Source organism: Nocardioides sp. YJ-D4 (assembly GCF_054031495.1).
Genome location: NZ_CM132932.1, coordinates 469,077 through 487,668, shown reverse-complemented (window position 1 = coordinate 487,668; position 18,592 = coordinate 469,077). Strand labels below are relative to the sequence as shown.

The 18,592-nt window shown below is 70.9% G+C and carries 18 protein-coding genes; 14 read left to right on the top strand and 4 right to left on the bottom strand.

The genetic code is table 11. The features are described from left to right. Nucleotides 1–10 precede the first annotated feature (10 nt). Both ACW14X_RS02395 and cls read left to right on the top strand, forming a co-directional pair. On the top strand, nt 11–679 hold the full coding sequence (locus tag ACW14X_RS02395; protein ID WP_160023936.1) for a GAP family protein: 669 nt from the start codon (nt 11–13) through the stop codon (nt 677–679). Then, nucleotides 679–2,157: a cardiolipin synthase gene (cls, locus tag ACW14X_RS02390; RefSeq protein ID WP_457164562.1), complete on the top strand. Its 1,479-nt coding sequence runs from the start codon at nt 679–681 to the stop codon at nt 2,155–2,157. Before ACW14X_RS02395 ends, cls begins: the two co-directional genes overlap by 1 nt. On the opposite strand, the gene ACW14X_RS02385 is transcribed toward cls, so the two are convergent. After that, nucleotides 2,129–3,865 (bottom strand): SulP family inorganic anion transporter, encoded by a 1,737-nt coding sequence (locus ACW14X_RS02385; protein ID WP_457164561.1) that lies wholly within the window; start codon nt 3,863–3,865, stop codon nt 2,129–2,131. The genes cls and ACW14X_RS02385 overlap by 29 nt on opposite strands. Before the next feature lie 169 nt (nt 3,866–4,034). Here ACW14X_RS02385 and ACW14X_RS02380 point away from each other — a divergent pair, with 169 nt between their 5' ends. The 5 genes from ACW14X_RS02380 to ACW14X_RS02360 are packed head-to-tail and all read left to right on the top strand — an operon-like array spanning nt 4,035 to nt 6,524. Continuing rightward, nucleotides 4,035–4,454 carry a DUF6325 family protein gene (locus ACW14X_RS02380; protein ID WP_457164560.1) on the top strand — a complete coding sequence of 140 codons (420 nt, stop codon included), beginning with the start codon at nt 4,035–4,037 and terminating at the stop codon, nt 4,452–4,454. A gap of 14 nt (nt 4,455–4,468) precedes the next feature. Next, the gene (locus ACW14X_RS02375; protein ID WP_457164559.1) at nt 4,469–4,792 is read left to right on the top strand and encodes an SHOCT domain-containing protein; all 324 of its coding nucleotides are present in this window, start codon (nt 4,469–4,471) and stop codon (nt 4,790–4,792) included. Between the two features lie 24 nt (nt 4,793–4,816). Beyond that, nucleotides 4,817–5,362 (top strand): DUF1269 domain-containing protein, encoded by a 546-nt coding sequence (locus ACW14X_RS02370; RefSeq protein ID WP_160023931.1) that lies wholly within the window; start codon nt 4,817–4,819, stop codon nt 5,360–5,362. A 57-nt stretch (nt 5,363–5,419) separates the two neighbouring features. Further along, nucleotides 5,420–5,848, top strand: a complete 429-nt coding sequence (locus ACW14X_RS02365; RefSeq protein WP_201451038.1) for a DUF7144 family membrane protein — start codon at nt 5,420–5,422, stop codon at nt 5,846–5,848. A 1-nt stretch (nt 5,849) separates the two neighbouring features. Next, the gene (locus tag ACW14X_RS02360) at nt 5,850–6,524 is read left to right on the top strand and encodes an HdeD family acid-resistance protein (RefSeq protein WP_350837206.1); all 675 of its coding nucleotides are present in this window, start codon (nt 5,850–5,852) and stop codon (nt 6,522–6,524) included. A gap of 69 nt (nt 6,525–6,593) precedes the next feature. Here ACW14X_RS02360 and ACW14X_RS02355 read toward each other — a convergent pair whose 3' ends face one another. The 3 genes from ACW14X_RS02355 to ACW14X_RS02345 all read right to left on the bottom strand — a co-directional run bounded on the left by ACW14X_RS02355 (nt 6,594) and on the right by ACW14X_RS02345 (nt 11,953). Then, a complete protein-coding gene (locus tag ACW14X_RS02355) occupies nt 6,594–9,125 on the bottom strand; it encodes a LuxR C-terminal-related transcriptional regulator (protein WP_457164558.1) in 2,532 nt (843 codons plus the stop codon). A gap of 333 nt (nt 9,126–9,458) precedes the next feature. Further along, nucleotides 9,459–10,100 (bottom strand): hypothetical protein, encoded by a 642-nt coding sequence (locus tag ACW14X_RS02350; protein WP_457164557.1) that lies wholly within the window; start codon nt 10,098–10,100, stop codon nt 9,459–9,461. Between the two features lie 80 nt (nt 10,101–10,180). Continuing rightward, on the bottom strand, nt 10,181–11,953 hold the full coding sequence (locus ACW14X_RS02345; protein WP_201451037.1) for a SulP family inorganic anion transporter: 1,773 nt from the start codon (nt 11,951–11,953) through the stop codon (nt 10,181–10,183). A 138-nt stretch (nt 11,954–12,091) separates the two neighbouring features. Here ACW14X_RS02345 and ACW14X_RS02340 point away from each other — a divergent pair, with 138 nt between their 5' ends. The 7 genes from ACW14X_RS02340 to ACW14X_RS02310 all read left to right on the top strand — a co-directional run bounded on the left by ACW14X_RS02340 (nt 12,092) and on the right by ACW14X_RS02310 (nt 18,591). After that, nucleotides 12,092–12,916, top strand: a complete 825-nt coding sequence (locus tag ACW14X_RS02340; RefSeq protein ID WP_160023927.1) for an amidohydrolase family protein — start codon at nt 12,092–12,094, stop codon at nt 12,914–12,916. 90 nt (nt 12,917–13,006) lie between these two features. Further along, nucleotides 13,007–13,543, top strand: coding sequence for an MSMEG_0572/Sll0783 family nitrogen starvation response protein (locus ACW14X_RS02335; RefSeq protein ID WP_201451036.1), 537 nt, complete (start codon nt 13,007–13,009; stop codon nt 13,541–13,543). Between the two features lie 10 nt (nt 13,544–13,553). Then, nucleotides 13,554–14,633, top strand: a complete 1,080-nt coding sequence (locus ACW14X_RS02330) for an MSMEG_0568 family radical SAM protein (protein ID WP_457164556.1) — start codon at nt 13,554–13,556, stop codon at nt 14,631–14,633. Further along, a complete protein-coding gene (locus ACW14X_RS02325; RefSeq protein ID WP_457164555.1) occupies nt 14,630–16,054 on the top strand; it encodes an MSMEG_0567/sll0787 family protein in 1,425 nt (474 codons plus the stop codon). The genes ACW14X_RS02330 and ACW14X_RS02325 overlap by 4 nt, the downstream gene beginning before the upstream one ends. Then, nucleotides 16,051–16,965: a carbon-nitrogen hydrolase family protein gene (locus ACW14X_RS02320; protein ID WP_457164554.1), complete on the top strand. Its 915-nt coding sequence runs from the start codon at nt 16,051–16,053 to the stop codon at nt 16,963–16,965. Before ACW14X_RS02325 ends, ACW14X_RS02320 begins: the two co-directional genes overlap by 4 nt. Continuing rightward, on the top strand, nt 16,958–17,275 hold the full coding sequence (locus ACW14X_RS02315; protein WP_457164553.1) for an MSMEG_0570 family nitrogen starvation response protein: 318 nt from the start codon (nt 16,958–16,960) through the stop codon (nt 17,273–17,275). Before ACW14X_RS02320 ends, ACW14X_RS02315 begins: the two co-directional genes overlap by 8 nt. Beyond that, nucleotides 17,272–18,591, top strand: a complete 1,320-nt coding sequence (locus tag ACW14X_RS02310) for an MSMEG_0569 family flavin-dependent oxidoreductase (RefSeq protein ID WP_457164552.1) — start codon at nt 17,272–17,274, stop codon at nt 18,589–18,591. The genes ACW14X_RS02315 and ACW14X_RS02310 overlap by 4 nt, the downstream gene beginning before the upstream one ends. Nucleotide 18,592 lies beyond the last annotated feature (1 nt).

The following is an 18,592-nucleotide window of genomic DNA, read 5'->3' as shown; positions in this document are numbered from 1 at the left end:
AAGTCGGGCCATGGGCGAAGCAATAGGCGAGTCTCTGCCGATCGCCGTGGGAGTGCTCGTCAGCCCCATGCCGATCGTCGCACTGGTACTCATGCTGGTCAGCGGCCACGCCAGCTCCAACGGGGCGGCCTTCGTCGCCGGGTGGCTGGCGGGCATCTTCGTGCTCGGAACGCTCGTCGCCCTGCTCGTCGGTGCGGCCGGATCGGGAGAGGCGGAGACCCCGACCTGGGCGGCCCTGCTGAAGATCGTCCTCGGAGCGTTGCTCCTCCTGCTCGCCGTACGCAGCTGGCAGGGCAGGCCCGAAGAGGGAGAGACCGCGCCGACCCCGTCGTGGATGGCTGCGCTGGACGAGTTCAACGCGTTCAAGGCGTTCGGCACAGGCGTACTCCTGGGATCGGTCAACCCCAAGAACCTGCTGCTCGTGGTCTCGGCCGCCAGCACGATCGCGACGGCGACAGCGGTGACCAGCGAGCGGATCGTGGCGATGGCCGTCTTCACCTTCGTCGCCAGCCTGGGCGTGCTGGTGCCGTTCGGCATCTACCTGCTGGCCGGTGAGCGCGCAGCCCGGCTCTTGGAGGGCATCAAAGCCTGGATGATCGCCAACAACGCGACCATCATGACGGTTCTCCTCGTCGTGCTCGGGGTCAAGATGGTCGGCGACGGAGTGGGGTCGCTCTGATGGACACATCCACCTGGGTCGCGAGCCTCGTCAGCGCAGCACTCGTCGCCGCCCACATCACCGTCTGCGTGGTGGCCCTGGGCGTCATCCCCGGCGGCCGGAAGCCGTCCACGGGCCTGGCCTGGCTGTTCCTCATCCTGGCGCTGCCGGCGTTCGGCCTGCTCGCGTTCCTGCTCTTCGGGAGCACCAGTGTCGGCCGCAAGCGCCGGGCATGGCAGCGGCAGGTCAACGACCTGGTCAGCGCCGAGATCAGGTACGACCCGGCGGCACAGACGGCTCCGGCAGGCCCCTCGGTCGGCGCCGTGCGGCTCAACGAGCGCCTGGGATCGCTGCCCATGACCGGGGACAACCGGGTCGAGGTCCACCCCGACTACGCCCAGACGTTCGCGGCGATGACCGAGGCCGTACGCGGCGCGAAGTGGTTCGTGCACGTCGAGTTCTACATCTCGGCCTGGGACGAGGACACCAGCGACTTCTTCGACGCACTCGTCGACGCCGTCGCCCGCGGGGTGGAGGTACGCTTCCTCTTCGACCACCTCGGTTCGCGTGGCATCCCCGGCCACCAGGACATGCTGTCGCGGCTCGAGGGTTCCGGCATCAAGTGGGCGCCGATGCTGCCCGTCCGCCCGCTGCGCGGTGAGCTCCGCCGTCCGGACCTGCGCAACCACCGCAAGATCCTCGTCGTCGACGGCGTGGTGGCGTTCGCGGGCTCGCAGAACCTCATCGAGCCCGGCTACAACAAGCCGAAGAACCACAAGGCGGGGCGGAAGTGGGTCGACCTGATGATCCGGATCGAGGGGCCCGCGGTGCGGGACCTGGCGGTCGTCTTCGCGACCGACTGGTACGCCGAGACCGCCGAGAGCATCCGGGACCTGCTCCTGCCGCGCGAGCCCCTGGAGCTCCAGCGGACGGAACGCGCCGCCGAGAACGTGGCATGCCAGGTCGTACCGAGCGGTCCCGGTTTCGTGACCGAGAACAACCTGCGCCTGTTCAACACCCTGATCTACGGCGCGCACTCGCGGATCTGCCTGGTCAGCCCCTACTTCGTGCCGGACGAGTCGCTTCTCTACGCGGTCACGACCGCCGCTCAGCGGGGTGTCCAGGTCGAGCTGTTCGTGAACGAGGGCGCCGACCAGTTCATGGTCTTCCACGCTCAGCGCTCCTACTACGCCGACCTCCTCGACGCCGGCGTCCGGATCCGGCTCTACCCGGCGCCGTACGTCCTCCACACCAAGTTCTTCACCGTCGACGACACCATCGCCGTCGTCGGGTCCTCGAACATGGACTACCGCTCCTTCGCGCTCAACTACGAGGTCATCGTGCAGATCGAGAGCGAGCAGGTGGTCGACAACCTGCAGAGCGTGCTCGACGACTACCGGGAGAGGTCGAGCGAGCTCAGCATCGAGGCGTGGGCGCGGCGCGGGCACATGGCCGCGTACGTCGACAACGTCATGCGCCTGACGGCGGCTCTTCAGTAGCCCGCTCCTGGGTCGCCGCCGCGAGGGCGGCCTCGACGGTGGGGTAGACCAGCGGCGGGCCTTCCTCGGCGGCCTCGGTCAGGACGTCGCGTACCTGACCCACGTCGCCGGCGAGCGTCAGGTCGGCGCCGAGACGCTGTAGATCGGCACGCAGCTGGGTCAGCATCTCGGTGGCGGTGACGTCGATCGACGGCGTCGCCCGGCCGTCCAGCACGACCAGGCGAAGGTCCGGCACGTCGGTGGCGAGCTCACGGACCCGCTCGCGTACGAAGTCGGCGTTGACGAACAACAGGGGAGCCTCGACCCTGACCACCAGGACACCCGGGACCCCTGCGTACGCCGGATTGCGACTCTGGTCGACCCACAGCCCCGGGTGCGCGGACGCGGCGTCGTCATCGGTTCCCTCGACCGGGGCCAGCGGCGCGATGTGCGGCCGCGAGGTCCGCGCGATGAGCAGGACGACCGAGGCGGCGATACCGATCACGAGACCGGGCAGGGTGTCGAAGACGAGCACGCCGATCAGCGCCGCGACGGCGCCGACGAAGTCGGCGCGGGCGCTGATCTGGTAGATCTTGGTGACCTGTCCGGTCCGGACCCGCCACAGCCGGCGCAGCGCGGAGATGTCGACGAGCTCGATCACCGCGGCGATCACGATCGCCGCGAGGGTGGCCTCGGGAAGGTCGGCGAAGAGCTTGGTCATGAACAGCAGGGTGAGCAGCGTCAGCACTGCGGCGGTCACCGCCGAGAGCTGCGACTTCGCTCCGGCCGAGCCGTTGACGGCGGTCTTGGACAGCGAGCCGTTGACCACCATGCCGCTGGCCAGGCCGGCACCCAGGTTGGAGACGCCCAGACCGAGCAGCTCGCGGTTCGGGTCGATGTCGTAGCCGCTCTTGGCCGCGTACGTCTTCGCGGCGCCCAGGCCCTCGGCGAACCCGACGAGCATCACGCCGACGGCGGCCGCGAGAAGGTCGCGGAAGTCGGGAGCCGACACGTCCGGGAGCCCGATGGCGGGCAGGCCGGCGTCGATGTGGCCCACGATGGCGAGCCCGCGTTCGTCGAGGCCGAGCACGGCGGTGAGCCCGATGCAGACGAGCGCCACGATCAGGGAGGCGGGAAGGAGCGGTACCAGCCGCCGCAGGACGAGCAGGACGGCGAGGCTGCCCACCCCGATGGCGATGGTCAGCGCGTCCACGTCACCGAGCTGGCGCAGCAGGTCCCAGGCCTTCTCGAAGAAGTTGCCCGAGCCCTTCTCCACGCCCACCAGCGACGGTAGCTGCCCGATGATGATCGTCAGCGCGAGCCCGATGATGAAGCCTCGCAGGACCGGCTCGCTGATGAACGCTGCCAGAAACCCCAGGCGCAGCAGGCCGGCGATGAGCGCGACGATCCCGGTCGCGATGGCCAGCCCGACGGTGAGCGCGACGACGTCGGCTCCATCGGACGCGAAGTCCGCCACGATCCCGGCCGAGAGCGCTGCGGTGGCAGACATCGGCGCGACGATCAGATGGCGCGAGGAGCCGAGCAGGCTGTAGAGCACCAGCGCCGGCACGGCGGCGTAGAGGCCCACGACCGGCGGCACGCCGGCGATGGTGGCGTACGCCAACGACTCCGGTACGAGCACCGCCCAGACCGTGAGCCCGGCGAGGATGTCGGACCTGATCCAGGACGGCGAGTAGCCGCTGAAGGACGGAGCGATGAGTCTGGCCACGATCGGTGAGGCTGCTATGCCGGGGTCCGTTCTCGGATCGCCCGGAAGGGGTGAGCCTCCGCTCACCCGGTCCAAGTCACCCGATGCGGGTGATCAGCACGGGCTCGGAGCGACCTAGCGTCGGAACCGTCCTGCCGCCCCGGCAGGCGTACGAACGGTGGGAGGCACGATGGAACGCGGCCCGGTCGAGATCCTGTTCCTTTCGATGTCGGAGGACGTCGAGCTCGGCGACCTCGCGGAGGTACTGCGACAACCGGTCGAGAGCGGAGTGATCCGGATCATCGACTGCGTGCTGATGTCCAAGGACGCCGGCGGCAGCTTCCGGGCCCTTGACCTGGAAGAGGCCGAGGGCCTGCCCGCAGAGCTGGCGGGGCTCCAGATCGATGCCAACGACCTGCTCAGCGACTCCGACATCGAGACGTTCGCCACCGCCCTCGAGCCCGGCCGGGCCGGTCTCGCGGTCGTCTACGAGCAGGTCTGGGCGCGGGAGGCCGTCAGTCAGATCCGCAACGTCGGTGCCGAGGTCGAGCTGTTCCTGCGCGTGCCGCCCGAGGACGTCGACGTCGCCTTCGCATCCGCCGCCCGCTAGAGAGGAGACACGCCATGTTGCGCAGACGTATGGGCCGGCCCGGTCTCATCGGTGCCGCCGCACGTACGGCCGTCATCGCCGGCACCGCCACCGCCACCTCGAACGCCGTCAACCGCCGACAGGCGGCCAAGGCCCAGGAACAGGCCGAGGCACAGGCCTACGAGCAACAGCAGTACGCCGCGGCCCAGCCGCCCCCACAGCCTGCTGCGCCGTCCGCTCCGGCGGCGCCGGCGCAGGGCGACCTGATCGGGCAGCTGACCCAGCTGGGTGAGCTGCACAGCCAAGGAGTGCTCAGCGACGAGGAGTTCGCAGCCGCAAAGCAGCAGCTGCTCGGCTGACGGACATCAGGAGCGGGGGAGGACATGTCGACAGGAACGCTGACCGTGTGGAGGTTCGACACACCTGAGGGCGCCGAGGAGACCATGCACGCCCTGGAGGGGCTGGCTGACGAGGGCCTCATCGACCTCCACGACGCCGCCGCGCTCTCCTGGCCGTCGAGCACCACGAAGCTGAGGACGGCCGAGCTGCATCCGGCCACGGACGCGGGCGGGGGAGCGTTGGGCGGGTCCTTCTGGGGGCTTCTGCTCGGCTTCATCTTCTTCGTGCCGCTGCTCGGCGCCGCCCTGGGCACCGCCACCGGGCTGATCTCGGACGCGCTGAGCGCCGTCGGGATCGACGACGGCTTCATCAACCGGGTCCGGGACCGGGTCACCCCCGGGACCTCGGCCCTGTTCGTGCTGACCACGGACAGCGTCGTCGACTCGGTCAGGGACACCCTCGGAGGGCGACTTCCGTCCGACCCGATCTTCACCGACCTGACCGATGGCCAGGAAACAGCACTGCGCGACGTCTTCGGCGTCGGAGGATCGCCCGTTGCGGGTGAGCCCGCCGGGGCTGAAGCGGCCTAACTTCACGTCCACTGAAGCGGTCGATGAGACCGCTCACGACCACAGGGAGTACTCATCATGAGCACCACCACACCACGAGGCGGAGGCTACGACACTCCGGTCAAGACCGCCTTCGCCTTCTCCGGCGCGATCTTCGCGGGCACCATCCTCACGACCGTAGGCATCTTCCAGATCCTGTCCGGCATCGCTGCCGTGGCCGAGGACACGGTCTACGTGAAGGGCGTCGACTACGTCTACCAGTTCGATCTCACCGCCTGGGGATGGATCCACATCGTCCTGGGGGCGATCGCGGTAGCCGTCGGCATCGGCTTACTCCTCGGACAGACGTGGGCCCGCATCTCCGGCATCGTGATCGCGGTCATCGGCTCGGTCTCCGCGTTCGCGTTCATGCCCTACTACCCGTGGTGGGCACTCGCGATGCTGGCGCTCTACATCTTCGTCATCTGGTCGCTCGCTCAGCTGATGTCGAGCGGAGACGAGCTCTGACATGGCCACCTCCGACATTCCGGGCCACGACGTCGCCGGCTCGGAGCCTCCGGGGCCCGACGTACGGAGCTCGGGTGCCGGACCGGATCCGAGCCCGGCCACGCCGGCCCAGGAGCGTCGCGTCGGCTCCGGGTCGGTGTTCGAGGGCCTCGGGGATTACTGGGGCCTGGTCCTGACCTACGGTCTGGTCACCACCGCACTCGGCATCATCCTGGCGGTCTGGCCGAAGCAGACGCTCGTGGTCGTCGCGGTGATCATCGCGATCCAGATCATCGTGTCGGGAGTGTTCCGCATCATCGCCGCGGTGGCCGGCAGTTCGATGGAGGGCGGCCTGCGAGCGGTCGTCGGCTTCTCGGGAGCGCTGGCGATCGTCGTCGGCCTGCTCTTCCTGCGTGACCCGGTCCAGACGCTGCTCATCGTCACCATCCTGCTCGGGGTCTGGTGGGTCATCGGAGGCATCGTCGACATCATCGGCGCCGTCCTCCGTCCGACCCCTGGGCGACGTATGTGGGACATCACCGCCGGGGCCATCACGGTCCTCGCCGGTGCCGTGCTGCTCATCAACCCGAAGCTGTCGCTCGGTGCGCTCCTGGTGATCTCCTGCGTGTGGCTGATCGTCGTCGGCATCATCGCCGTCGTGATGGCCTTCCGGCTGCGTTCCGAGGCCAAGAGCTGAGGTTCGGACTCGGCCGAGAGCGACCTCGATCGCCTCGGCCGGGTCCGCCCGGAGATCGCGCGGTGATCGTCAGATGAGGTTCAGGCTCCGCGCCACGGCCAGCGCCTGACTGCGCCGTGAGGCGCCGAGCTTGGCGTACAGGCTGCTGACGTGGGTCTTCACCGTGTTCTCGGAGACGTAGAGCGCGGCACTGATGTCGGCGTACGTCGATCCGCGTGCGAGCTCACGAAGGACGTCCCGCTCCCTGGCGCTCAGGCCCGGGAGCGGCCCGGCCGCCTCGTCGACCGCCTCGGTCGGACGGGGCGTGCCCTGGTCGAAGTACGTCGTCAGGCTGGACATGTCCGCGATGCCGGCCGAGATCCGGCCGACCCAGCGATGCGGCCGGAGCGTAGGCAACCGTCCCAGCATGGTCTGCACGGGCGTCCCCTGCCGGGTCCAGCCGAGGAACGGGATCGCGTTCTGGCGCACCTCGGTCTCGATCGCGACCTGCTGGAGATGTTCGGCCGCCGCGTCGACGTCACCCAGCTCGTGGAGCAGCTCCGCGCGCCCGACGAGCGCGACCCCTCGGGTCATCGGCTGGGACCACCTCGCCTGCTGCGCGGCGGTGTCGAAGTGGTCGGCGGCGAGTCGCCGGTTTCCGTCGAGGTCGGCGAGCAGCGCTCTGGCCAGGGCCGCCTCGCCGTTCATCCCGCGCTCGGTGAGCTCGGCCTCCACGGACTTCAGCGAACGCCGGTCGGTGGCCAGCGCAGCCAGCTCGGCCTGGTTGAGCAGCAGGGTGACCTGCAGGTGGTCCGGCAGCCGGAAGGCCCCGGGCAGGTCCAGCGGCTCGCCGAGGATCTGGCGGGCGCGTACGACCGAGTGGCCGGACAGGGTGACATGTGCCTCCCGGAGCCGCATCCAGAACCGGGTGCACAGGTCCGCGGGATGGAGCCTCGCGTCAGGGATGGATGCCAGCTCGAGCCAGGGGAGCCGTGCGTTGCGCGCCAGGGCTGCGGCCAGCGCCGTCCGAGTGCGGGTGAAGTCGCTACGGGAGCCGTGCGGCCGGCCTCGGTCGGCCCGCTCGAGCAGGGTGGCGGCCTCGTCCGCGATCTCTCCGCAGGCCGCCTCGCGCCCCAGCATGTATTCGGTCATCGCCAGCTGGCTGGAGGCGTCGGCCCCGACCGCCGGCATGTCCCAGGTGCGGGCCAGCCCGATCGCCGAGGTGAGGCTCTGCTCCGCCTCCAGCAGCTGACCGAGCCAGCTCTGGGTGATGCCGAGCTCGGTGAGCAGCTGCGGCAGGACGTCGGCCTCGCCGCCGGTGCCGTGCCTGCCGCGGACCACCTCGGCGGCCCGGTCGGCTGCGGCACGCAGGGGCTCGAGGCCGAGTCGTGCCCGCATCAGCCCGATGCAGGCGAGCTCCTCCTCCGACATCGCCGCCGGCTCAGCCAGGCAGCGGTCGAGCCAGTGCTCGGCCTCGGGTACGTCGCCGTCGAGCCAGGCCTCGACCGCGAGCGCGAACCAGGCCCTCGGAGTGGTCTCGACGTGCTCGGCGAGGTTGCGTGCGAAGGGAGCGAGGCGGTCGCCGTCACCGCGCATCGCCGTCTTGACGCCGTCGTCGGCGAGCACGACCGCCATCTCCTCGTGGGCGCCGACGGCTTCGAGCCGCCGCAGCGCGCCCGGCGCCTCGCCGCGGGTCCGGTCGATCCGGACAGCGCGCACCACGGTCGACTGCGCCCGGGCGACGTCGACCCCGCCGGCGACCAGGCGGCGGCGTACGACCTCGGCGAGCAGCGGGTGGATGCGGTAGGCCTCCTCGCCGTGGGCATCGGGGACGAGCGGGACCGCGCGGGTCACCAGCAGCCCGGTGCTCTCCAGATCGGTCAGCGTCTCCCCGGCGCTCGGATCCTGGGAGAGATGGGCGGCGGTCCTGGCGGTCACGACCGTCTCGGCAGACGTGCACAGCAGCAGATGCCTCGCGCGTGCGGACAGCGAGGCGAACACCTCGCTCGCCACCCGGTCACCGAGACCGACGGTTCCGTCCTCGAAAGCGGTCTCGCCCGCCCTGCCCGGAGGGCTGGCGTGGACCGACCGGGCCGCGAGGACGACCGCGGCGCACCAGCCGCGGGCCTGCTGGACGATGGCGTCGATGACGGGCCTGGAATCGGTGCGGGCGTGCTCGACGATGAGCGCCTCGGCCTCGACGTCGCTCAGCTGCAGCACGTTGCCTCGTACGACCGAGAAGTTGCCCAGCAGCTCCGGCACCAGCCTGGTGAAGGGCAGGTCCCAACGGCTGATCATCACCAGGCGCATGGAGTCGGGATCGTCGTTGAGGCGCTCGTTGAGCATCCGGTGCGTGGCCGCGCGCAGCAGGTGTGCGTCGTCGATGACGATGCGGCGGGGCGTGCCCTCTGCGGCCTCGTCGATCATGCCGGAGAGCTGATCGGGGGTCATCGTGCCGTCGGCGTCCACCCAGCGCTGTGCGCGTGGAGGGCCGTCGCCGCTCTGTTGCCGCAGCCATCCGGCGACCCCCAGGGTCTTGCCGGCACCGGCGGGGGCGATGAGCAGCGTGATCGCGGCATCGGCGGAGCGGTCGAGGTCGGCCCACAGCGAGCGGCGTGGCACGTAGACCCTCGGGAGGCGAGGCCACGGGGCGCTGGCGGCGCCGTCTCCGTCCCTCGGTGTGGGTATCACCACCGTTGCCGCCTCAGGGCGTGGCATCGGTGCGGGTCCTGCTGTCGGGTCTGTAGCGGGCGCCGGCCTGCTGTGCTGCACAACCCCTCCCCTCGGTCAGAGCTCAGATGCCACGCCGGCGTCGTGCGCTCGTTTGGGGGAGTGTGCTGAAGAGCGGCACCGCGCCGTCGGTGAGCCAGGCGTAGTCGTTCGGACGTCCCGCGATGCTTCTCAAAGTAAATGGCGAAAGACCGCGAAGGATCACCTATTTCAGGTGACCGGGAGTCAGATCAACTTCGGGAACGTCAGGAGTACGACTGCCAGCAGCACGAAGCCCACGCCGCCGAGGCAGAGCAGCGTCCACTGGGCGCTGCGGCGGCGCATCCGCTCGGAGAGGGCTGTGAAGAAGAGCACCGTGGCGAATCCGATGGTCAGGACGGTGTAGTTGTCGCCGCGCTGGTTGTTGCGGAGCGCCTGGGCGAACTTCTGATCGGCCTTGCGGTCGGCGGCGCCGGACTGAACGGACTCGGGGATGACGTACTCCTCCATGTCGAACGGCGTGGCGGGAGCGTCGGGATCCTTGAGCGGACGGGCGTCGAGCCAGGCCGGGAAGACCGTTGCCAGCGGCTCGGGGAAGCGCGCCTGGAGGAACTCGGTGAGCTCGGTGTCGCCGCTCTGGTAGGCCTCGAGCCACTGCGTGAACAGGGCGACCTGGACCGACAGCTTGCGGTTGGCCGTGGACTCGAACCGAGCGGCCGCGATCCGGTTCGTCGATGCCTGCGAGAAGGAGATCGACATGGCGCCGCTCCACTTGCTGGCCTGGAAGCCGGTCCAGGCGGTCAGGATCGCCGTCACCGACAGCAGCAGGATCGCGATCAGCTCGCGCCAGTCCGTACGCGAGTGCTCAGGGGCCGCAGTGGTCGTCACGATCCCAGGGTGCGTACGCCGGGAGGTGTCGGTGATCGCCGGAAAGGGGTGAACGAGCCGATCCGTGCGATCGGCGAGGTCTAGAGGGCCATCTGGTCCGGTGGCCAGTCGCCCTCGTGCGGGTCGCGGTGGGTGCGCCCGGCGGAGGGCCGCTCCTGGTCGCTGGGCTCTTCGTCGTCCTGGGCCACCCAGGCGACGGCATCCTCGTAGGCTTCCCGGGTGGCCTCCCAGATCACCGCGGTGCCCTGGTAGACGGAGCCTGCCGAGCCGAGGGTGTCGTCGGTCTGCAGCTGTCGCACCAGCCGTTCGTTGTCGGTGACGATCACCAGCCTGCTGCCGAGGTCGCCGAGCCCGGCGGCATACGTCCCGAGCACCTCCAGCAGCGTGGCGCCGGCGTCGTCCGCGCCGCGCAGCCGCAGGATCACCACCGACCTGCGGGAGGCCGGCGTCAGGTCGGGCATCTGCGAGCGCAGCGAGCTGGCGGTGGCGAAGAAGATCGGCCCGTACGGCTGGAGCACCACGACCTCGCGTTCGCCGAGGCTCCCCGGAGGATTGGTCTCGATGACCCGGTCGTCGGCCCCCATCACCAGCCGGCGCGTCACCAGGCGCGAGGACTGGCCGATCACGAAGAGCAGCACCGACAGCCCGACCCCGACCAGCACGGCGTACTGCAACGGCATCAGCAGGGTGAGCACCAGCGTCGTCAGCATCACCGTCAGCGGCACCGGCCCGGTCTTACCGACCGCGATCAGCTTGGCCGGCTTGACGGTGCTGACACCGACCACGATCAGCAGTCCGGCGAGGGCCGGCATGGCGACGAGCTCGACGACGCCGGCGAAGAGGACGATGACGGCGGCCATCACGGCGGCCGCGACGAGGAGCGCGAACCGGTTCCGGGCGCCCGCGCCGACGACCAGCGAGGTGGCCGACATCGACCCGCCCACGGGTACGCCGCGAAAGAGCCCGGAGGCGATGTTGCCCGCTCCCTGGCCGATGAAGTCGCGCGAGGGACGGGTGGTGCCGTCCGGGTTCGGGAATCCCGCCGAGACCCCGGCGCCCTGGACCAGTCCGACGAACGCGAGCGCGGCGGCAGGAAGCAGCAGATCGATCGTGGCCGACAGGTCGGGGAACACCGGAAGAGGCAGCGAGCCGGGGACCTCGGCGACGTCGGCGACCAGCGCCACGGTGTCGCTGCCCAGCGCGTTGAGCAGGGCAGCCAGCGCGGAGCCGGCGGCGACCGCCACCACCAGTCCGGTGGCCCCCAGGCGGGTGCGCTCCAGGACGAGGATGCCGGCGACGGTGGTCAGGCCGACCAGCAGAGACGCGAGGTCGACCCGGTGCAGGTGCAGAAGCAGGTCGAGCGCCGCGGTGACACGGTTGCCTCCCTGGGAGTCGTAGCCGGTGAAGTTGTCGAGCTGGCCTAGCACGATGCTGATCCCGACCGCGGAGATGAATCCCGTCATCACCGACTTGGACACGAAACGCAGCAGCCGGCCCAGGCCGAGTGCCCCGGCGACGATCATGATCACGCCGGTGAGGATCGAGAGGGTGGCGAGTGCTCGCACCGGGTCGTCGTACGTGTCGAGGTCGACGTCGGCGACGATGATCGCCATCGCCCCCGTGCCCTGGATCGCCATCGCCGCGGTCCCGGTGAACAGCGCCCCTCCGGCGAGCCCGAACAGGTAGCCGTAGAGCCCCGCGACCGGGTTCACCCCGGCGAGGAGACCGCTGGCGAGGCCGTCCGGGACCGACTCGATGCCGAGCACGGCGCCGGCAGCGGCATCGCGCCGGGCCGTACGCCGATCGAAGAGGTGGCGAGGCAGAGTGATCCGCTCGCGCAGCCAGGTCAGCACCGCACCATCGCAGCGCCACCGGCGCGCGGCCGCCTCACCTGACTCGGGTGAGGCGGTTACCTCGAACTTACGAACCGAAACGGGTTCCGTATTCCAGGCGTAACCAGTCCGAAACGGCTGGGCCGAAGGCTTGTTGCCATGACCAAGCCCCTCCACGACGCCCACCGCCACATCGGCCGGCTGCCGGCGTACCCGTTCTACGGAGGCCCGGCGATCACCGCCGACGTCACCGCGCGCGGCACCGTGAAGGAGCTGGTCGCCGACCTCGACGCCGATCGGATCGAACGGGCGCTGGTGCTGCCCAACTACGGCGTGCCCGACCCGGACGCGGCCTTCGACCTCAACGCCCTGGCGATCGAGGCGGCCCAGAGCGACGACCGGATCCGGTGCGGCCTGTGGGTCTCGCCCAAGGCCACCGACTCCGCCCGCAACGACGCGGCCCTCGCCCTCGCCGGCGAGGAGGGGGTGGCCGCGCTCAAGACGAGCTTCCTGCTCGGCGGCCATCCCACCGACCCGGAGTGCCTCGAGCAGCTCGACAAGGTCTTCGCCGCCGCCCGGGCACACGACCTCACCGTCCACGTGCACACCTCGCCCGGCGCCGCCTCCGACGTCGACCAGATCGGCACGCTCGTGGAGCGCTACGCCCGGGACGTACGTCTCCATCTCGTGCATCTGGGCGGCGGGATGAGCGGCCACATGAAGCTCATCGGCGGCCGGCTCTTCGACTGGATCGAGGCCGGGATGCAGGTCTACACCGACACCAGCTGGGCGATCGGTTTCGCGCCGTCCTGGCTGGTCCAGGAGATCGAGCGTCGCGGCGTCGGGCACGACCGCATCCTCTTCGCCACCGACGCGCCCTGGGGCGACTTCGCCGGCGAGCATGCCCGGCTCGCCGCCGCGGCCGGTGACGGCGAGCTCGCCGACGCCTTCTTCCACCACAACTTCTCAGCCCTCTACGGCTGAGACCGGCAGCTCGGCTGCCGGCCACTCGTCAAGGACGACGAGCTCGCCCCACCCCCCGCATCGCCCCTTCCACCTCTCATGGAGACCCCAGTGACCACTGACACCGCTGACATCGACGCCCAGATCGCCGAGAACATGGCCAAGTCGCTCGGCGAGATCCCGCACCCCTCGCAGCAGCCGGGCACGAACATCTACGGCTCGACCAAGATCTTCCCCGACTACCAGGCCGAGGACGGGGAGACCTACTTCACCCTCGTCCACGGCATCCCGCACGAGTCCTCCGTCAGCTTCGTCGCCGTCCTGCAGGCGACCCGAGCGCTTCGCAAGGGCTTCGAGTCCGCCATCTACTTCTACGGTCCCGGGACGCTGGCATGCATGGCCTCCCGTGGCTTCCCGACGATGGGCGACGCCGGGTTCCCCGGAGAGCTCAACACCAACGGCGCCATCGAGACGTTCATCAAGGAGGGCGGCACCGTCTTCTGCTGCCGCTTCGGGATGGGACTCCACGGCCTGCGCGAGGAGGACCTGATCGAGGGCGTCGTGCCCTCGCACCCGCTCGACGTCCAGGACGCACTGATCCACTACGCCCGCAAGGGCGCCATCATCAACTCGACCTACAACCTCTGAGGGCCCGGCCATGAACTCGCCGATCTCGTCCAGCACCCGCGTCGACGTCGCCATCCAGGGGATCCGCCTGCTCGACGCCCCCGTCGCCCGCCGCTCCGGCGCGGGGCCGAGCGACGACGGCCACGTCCTCCTGGACGGGGTCGGCGCGGCCATCCCGCTCAACCCCCGCAGCCCCTATTCCGTACGCGGCGGCAAGCTGCTCCTCGACGGCGCCGACACCGGTCTCGGGGTCGAGGCCGTCGCGCGGCCCCGCTTCTACGATCTCGTGACCGCCGACGGCGTCTCCTACGACAAGATCGCCCGCCTGCACTCGGCCAACGTGCTCGCCACCACCGTCGTGCAGACCTGTGCGCGCTACGACGTGGAGGAGCGCTGCCGGTTCTGTGCGATCGAGGAGTCGCTGCGCCAGGGCTCGACGATCGCGGTCAAGCAGCCTGCCCAGCTCGCCGAGGTGGCCAAGGCCGCCGTCGAGCTCGACGGGGTCACTCAGATGGTGATGACCACCGGCACGTCCCGGGGCCGTGACCGTGGGGCGACCCATCTGGCGCGCTGCGTGCGCGCGGTCCGCGAGGCGGTCCCCGACCTCCCGATCCAGGTGCAGTGCGAGCCTCCTGGCGACCTCGCCTCGATCCAGGAGCTGTACGACGCCGGTGCGCGCTCGATCGGCATCCACGTCGAGTCCCTCGACGAGTCGGCCCGGCTTCGCTGGATGCCGGGCAAAGGCGCGGTGCAGATGAGCGAATACCGGGCGGCCTGGGCCGAGGCGGTCCGGGTGTTCGGCTGGAACCAGGTCTCGACGTATCTGCTGGTCGGTCTCGGCGAGGATCCCGACGAGCTCGTCGCCGGCTGCGAGGAGCTCATCGCGATGGGCGTCTATCCCTTCGTCGTGCCGTACCGCCCGCTGGCGGGCACTCTCGCGAAGGACGTCGACGGCGTGGAGGCGCCGCCGCACGCCGACGTCTACCGGGTGACCTCGCGGGTCGCAGCGCTCCTGCGCCGGGCCGGCATGGCCGGCGCCGACCAGGCCGCCGGCTGCGCCTCGTGCGGCGCCTGCTCGGCGCTCGGTGCATGTGGGGAGGAGTCGGCATGACGGAGCTCCTCGACGACGTCATCCTCACCGGTGCCGTACGCCGATCGCCGAGCCTGGAGGGCTACACCGTGTTCCGGGCCGAGACCGCGGGCGACCTGGAGGCGTACCTCCGGCTTCGCCGGGAGGTCTTCGTCACCGAGCAGGGCCTCTTCGCGGGCTCCGACGTCGACGACGTCGACGACGACCCCCGCCGGATCGTGCTGCTCGCCCGCTCGGACGACGGTGAGATCCTGGGCGGCGTACGTCTGCATCCGGCCCGTCACCCGGGACAGCCTCGTGATGTGGGCTGGTGGCGGGGGAGCCGGCTGGCGGTCAAGCAGGACGCGCGCCAGCTTCTCGGCGTCGGTGCGGCGCTCGTGCGGGCGGCCTGCGCCGCGGCCGAGCAGGCGGGTGCGCTCCGCTTCGACGCCACCGTCCAGTCCCGGAACGAGGGGCTGTTCCGCAGGCTCGGCTGGATCCCGCGCGAACGGGTCCACCTCCACGACATGACCCATGTCGTGATGGAGTGGCCGGTCCGGCGCATCCGGCAGCTGTCCGAGGCCACCAAGGCGCCGCTGGGCGACCTGGTCGGTGCCCTGGTGGGTCACTCGACGCCCGGATTCCGGGGTGACGACGGGGCTCCGGTCCCGGGCAGCGACCTGGTCGCTGCCTGCGACGCGATCCTTCCCGCGATGGTCGAGCGCGACCCGGAGTGGGCCGGATGGTGCGCGGTCCTCGTCAACGTCAACGACCTCTCCGCGATGGGTGCGGCGCCGGTCGGGCTGCTCGACGCCATCGGAGCCCGCGACGCGTCCTTCGCCCGCCGGATCGTGCGCGGTCTGGCCGAGGCCGCGCAGGCGTGGGGCGTACCGGTCCTCGGCGGGCACACCCAGCTCGGCGTCCCGGCCGCGCTCTCGGTGACCGCTCTGGGACGCACCGATCGGCCGGTCCCGGGAGGTGGGGGAGCACTAGGTGATCTCCTCAGGCTGAGCGCGGACCTGGGCGGAGGATGGCGGCCCGGCTACCGCGGCCGTCAGTGGGACTCGTCCTCGCACCGCACCTCGGCCGAGCTGCGGGCGCTGTCCGGTGTCGTGCCCTCGTTGGCCCCGACTGCGGCCAAGGACGTCAGCATGGCCGGGATGGTCGGCACCGCGGGGATGCTGGCCGAGGCCAGCGGATGCCGCGCGCTCATCGACGTCGCGACCGTTCCCACCCCGTCCACCGCCTCGACCGCGGACTGGCTCACCTGCTTCCCGGGCTTCGCGATGCTCACCGCGGAGGCGCCCGGCCGCACCGAGGTGCGGCCCGAGCTGCCCGGCTTCGTCTCCTCCGCCGTCTGCGGCGAGCTCGTCCCCGGCACAGGCGTCGGCCTGCGCTGGCCCGACGGCACCGTCACCGACGCCATCGACCACACCGTCACCGGACTAGGACCTGCCGCATGACCACCACCGATACGCACCGCGGCAGCGCCGTCGCCGCCGTCTGCGCCGGCTTCGGCCGGGACGTGGACGAGAACCTCGCCCAGATCGGCAGCCTCATCGAGGAAGCCCGACAGGCCGGCGTCGGTCTGCTCGCCCTCCCCGAGGCCTGCCTCGGCGGCTACCTCTCCGTCCTCGGGGCGGGTCGCGACGGCAGCCACGACGAGACGCCCGAGGACCTTCCGCCCGTCATGGACATCGACGGACCGGAGCTCCGGCGGGTCGCCGAGCTGGCCGCGGACATGACCGTGGTCGTGGGTCTGTGCGAGTCCGACGGCGCCGACCGCTACAACACCGCCGCCGTCGTCACCGGCGACGGCGTGCTGGGCGCCCACCGCAAGGTGCACCAGCCACTCGGCGAGAACCTCTACTACGCCGCCGGGGACGGGTTCGGCTGCGTGGACACACCGGCCGGCCGGATCGGCACCATGATCTGCTACGACAAGGCGTTCCCCGAGGGAGCGCGGGCGCTGGCCGTCGACGGCGCCGAGGTGATCGCCTGCATCTCGGCCTGGCCGGCCTCACGCACCGCCACCAGCGCCTCGATCGAGGACGACCGGTGGACGAAGCGGTTCAACCTCTTCGACGCCGCCCGGGCGCTCGAGAACCAGGTGGTCTGGCTGGCCTCCAACCAGCACGGGACCGTCGGCAAGCTCCGCTTCGTCGCCAACGCGAAGGTGGTCGGGCCGGGTGGCGACATCCTGGCGACCACCGGCGTCGAGGCCGGCATGGCGGTGGCCGAGCTCGACGTGCCCAGCGCGCTGACGACGGCGCGCCGGGCGATGTTCCACCTCCGTGACCGCCGGCCCGAGGCGTACCCCTCCACGCTGGCGACCGCCGAGCCGCTCTCCCCGGTGGGTGAGGGACATGCCTGAGATGACCTTCACCGTGCGGTGGCCCGACGGGCGGGTCGAGGACTGCTACTCACCCTCGTTGGTGGTGCACGACCACCTGACGGTCGGCGGGACGTACGCGGTCGAGGACTTCCTCGACCGCAGCCTCACCGCCCTGGCCACCGCCTCCGAGCGGGTCCGGGTGAAGTTCGGCTTCGCGTGCACCAGCGCGATGGCGACCTCCGATCAGCTGCGGGCCTCCGCCGCCGCGTACGAGTTCGGCCAGCGCGTCACCGTCCTCGCCATGCATCCGCCCCTTCCCGTTGCCCCGAACCCGCAGGAGACCCGATGACGACCCACCGCACCACCGTCGCGATCGTCGGGGGCGGGCAGGCCGGACTGGCCGCCAGCTGGTTCCTCGTCCGGGACGGCGTGGACCACGTCGTCCTCGAGGCGGGCACCGCCGGCCACGAGTGGGCCGACACCCGCTGGGACAACTTCACGCTGGTGACGCCCAACTGGCACTGCCGCCTGCCCGGCTACGAGTACGCCGAGCCCGACCCGGACGGCTTCATGACCCGTGACGAGGTGGTGGCGTGGCTCGCCGGCTACGCGCCGACCTTCGGCCCGCCGCTGCGCGAGCACACCCGGGTGACCTCGCTGACCCAGCGCGCGGGAGGCGGGTTCCTGGTCGAGGCCGAGGGCCCGGACGGCGCCGAGTCCTGGGAGGTCGAGCACGTCGTGGTCGCGACCGGGGGCTACCACGTACCGGTCATCCCGGCCTGGGCGCCCGCGCTCGACCCCGCCATCGACCAGCTGCACTCGGCCGACTACAAGAGCGCCTCGCGGCTCCGCCCGGGCGCGGTGCTGGTGGTCGGCTCGGGCCAGTCCGGTGCGCAGATCGCCGAGGACCTGCACCTGGAGGGACGCCAGGTGCATCTCGCGATCGGCGACGCGCCCCGGGTCGCCCGGTTCCACCGCGGTCGCGACTGCATGACCTGGCTGGCCGAGATGGGGCTCTACGACACCCCGGTCACGAGCTACCCGGGCGGCCTGGCCGCACGGGAGAAGACCAACCACTACGTCACCGGCCGTGACGGCGGACGCGACATCGACCTGCGCCAGTTCGCGGCCGAGGGCATGCGGCTCTACGGCCGGCTCGCCTCCGGGGCCGGGACCGACCTCGTGCTCGAGCCGACGCTGCGGGAGGCGCTCGGCTCCGCCGACGACGTCTACCGTTCGATCTGCCGCGACATCGACGCCTACATCGCCTCCCGCGACCTCGACGTCCCACCCGCGGAGCCCTACCACCCGGTCTGGGAGCCGAAGTCGGATCCCACCGCCATCGACCTCGCCGCGGCCGGCGTCTCGACGGTGATCTGGGCGATCGGCTACCGGCCCGACTACCGATGGGTCCGGGTCGGTGTCTTCGACGGCACCGGGCGACCGACCCACACCCGGGGCGTCACCGCGGTCCCCGGGCTCTCCTTCCTCGGCCTGCCCTGGCTGCACACCTGGGGCTCGGGGCGCTACCTCGGCATCGCCGCCGACGCGGAACACATCGCGGGCACCATCACCGGCAACGGCCTCCGGACCATCGAGTCCGCCGCCGAGCTGGCCCGGCGCCGCTCACCCGGCCCGCTGGACACCTCGGCGGCGGTCGCCTGAG

What these genes read in the sequence shown, in the direction of transcription:
- ACW14X_RS02395 (WP_160023936.1), top strand. Translation starts at nt 11, where the DNA reads ATGGGCGAAGCAATAGGCGAGTCTCTGCCGATCGCCGTGGGAGTGCTC.
- cls (WP_457164562.1), top strand. Translation starts at nt 679, where the DNA reads ATGGACACATCCACCTGGGTCGCGAGCCTCGTCAGCGCAGCACTCGTC.
- ACW14X_RS02380 (WP_457164560.1), top strand. Translation starts at nt 4,035, where the DNA reads ATGGAACGCGGCCCGGTCGAGATCCTGTTCCTTTCGATGTCGGAGGAC.
- ACW14X_RS02375 (WP_457164559.1), top strand. Translation starts at nt 4,469, where the DNA reads ATGTTGCGCAGACGTATGGGCCGGCCCGGTCTCATCGGTGCCGCCGCA.
- ACW14X_RS02370 (WP_160023931.1), top strand. Translation starts at nt 4,817, where the DNA reads ATGTCGACAGGAACGCTGACCGTGTGGAGGTTCGACACACCTGAGGGC.
- ACW14X_RS02365 (WP_201451038.1), top strand. Translation starts at nt 5,420, where the DNA reads ATGAGCACCACCACACCACGAGGCGGAGGCTACGACACTCCGGTCAAG.
- ACW14X_RS02360 (WP_350837206.1), top strand. Translation starts at nt 5,850, where the DNA reads ATGGCCACCTCCGACATTCCGGGCCACGACGTCGCCGGCTCGGAGCCT.
- ACW14X_RS02340 (WP_160023927.1), top strand. Translation starts at nt 12,092, where the DNA reads ATGACCAAGCCCCTCCACGACGCCCACCGCCACATCGGCCGGCTGCCG.
- ACW14X_RS02330 (WP_457164556.1), top strand. Translation starts at nt 13,554, where the DNA reads ATGAACTCGCCGATCTCGTCCAGCACCCGCGTCGACGTCGCCATCCAG.
- ACW14X_RS02325 (WP_457164555.1), top strand. Translation starts at nt 14,630, where the DNA reads ATGACGGAGCTCCTCGACGACGTCATCCTCACCGGTGCCGTACGCCGA.
- ACW14X_RS02320 (WP_457164554.1), top strand. Translation starts at nt 16,051, where the DNA reads ATGACCACCACCGATACGCACCGCGGCAGCGCCGTCGCCGCCGTCTGC.
- ACW14X_RS02315 (WP_457164553.1), top strand. Translation starts at nt 16,958, where the DNA reads ATGCCTGAGATGACCTTCACCGTGCGGTGGCCCGACGGGCGGGTCGAG.
- ACW14X_RS02310 (WP_457164552.1), top strand. Translation starts at nt 17,272, where the DNA reads ATGACGACCCACCGCACCACCGTCGCGATCGTCGGGGGCGGGCAGGCC.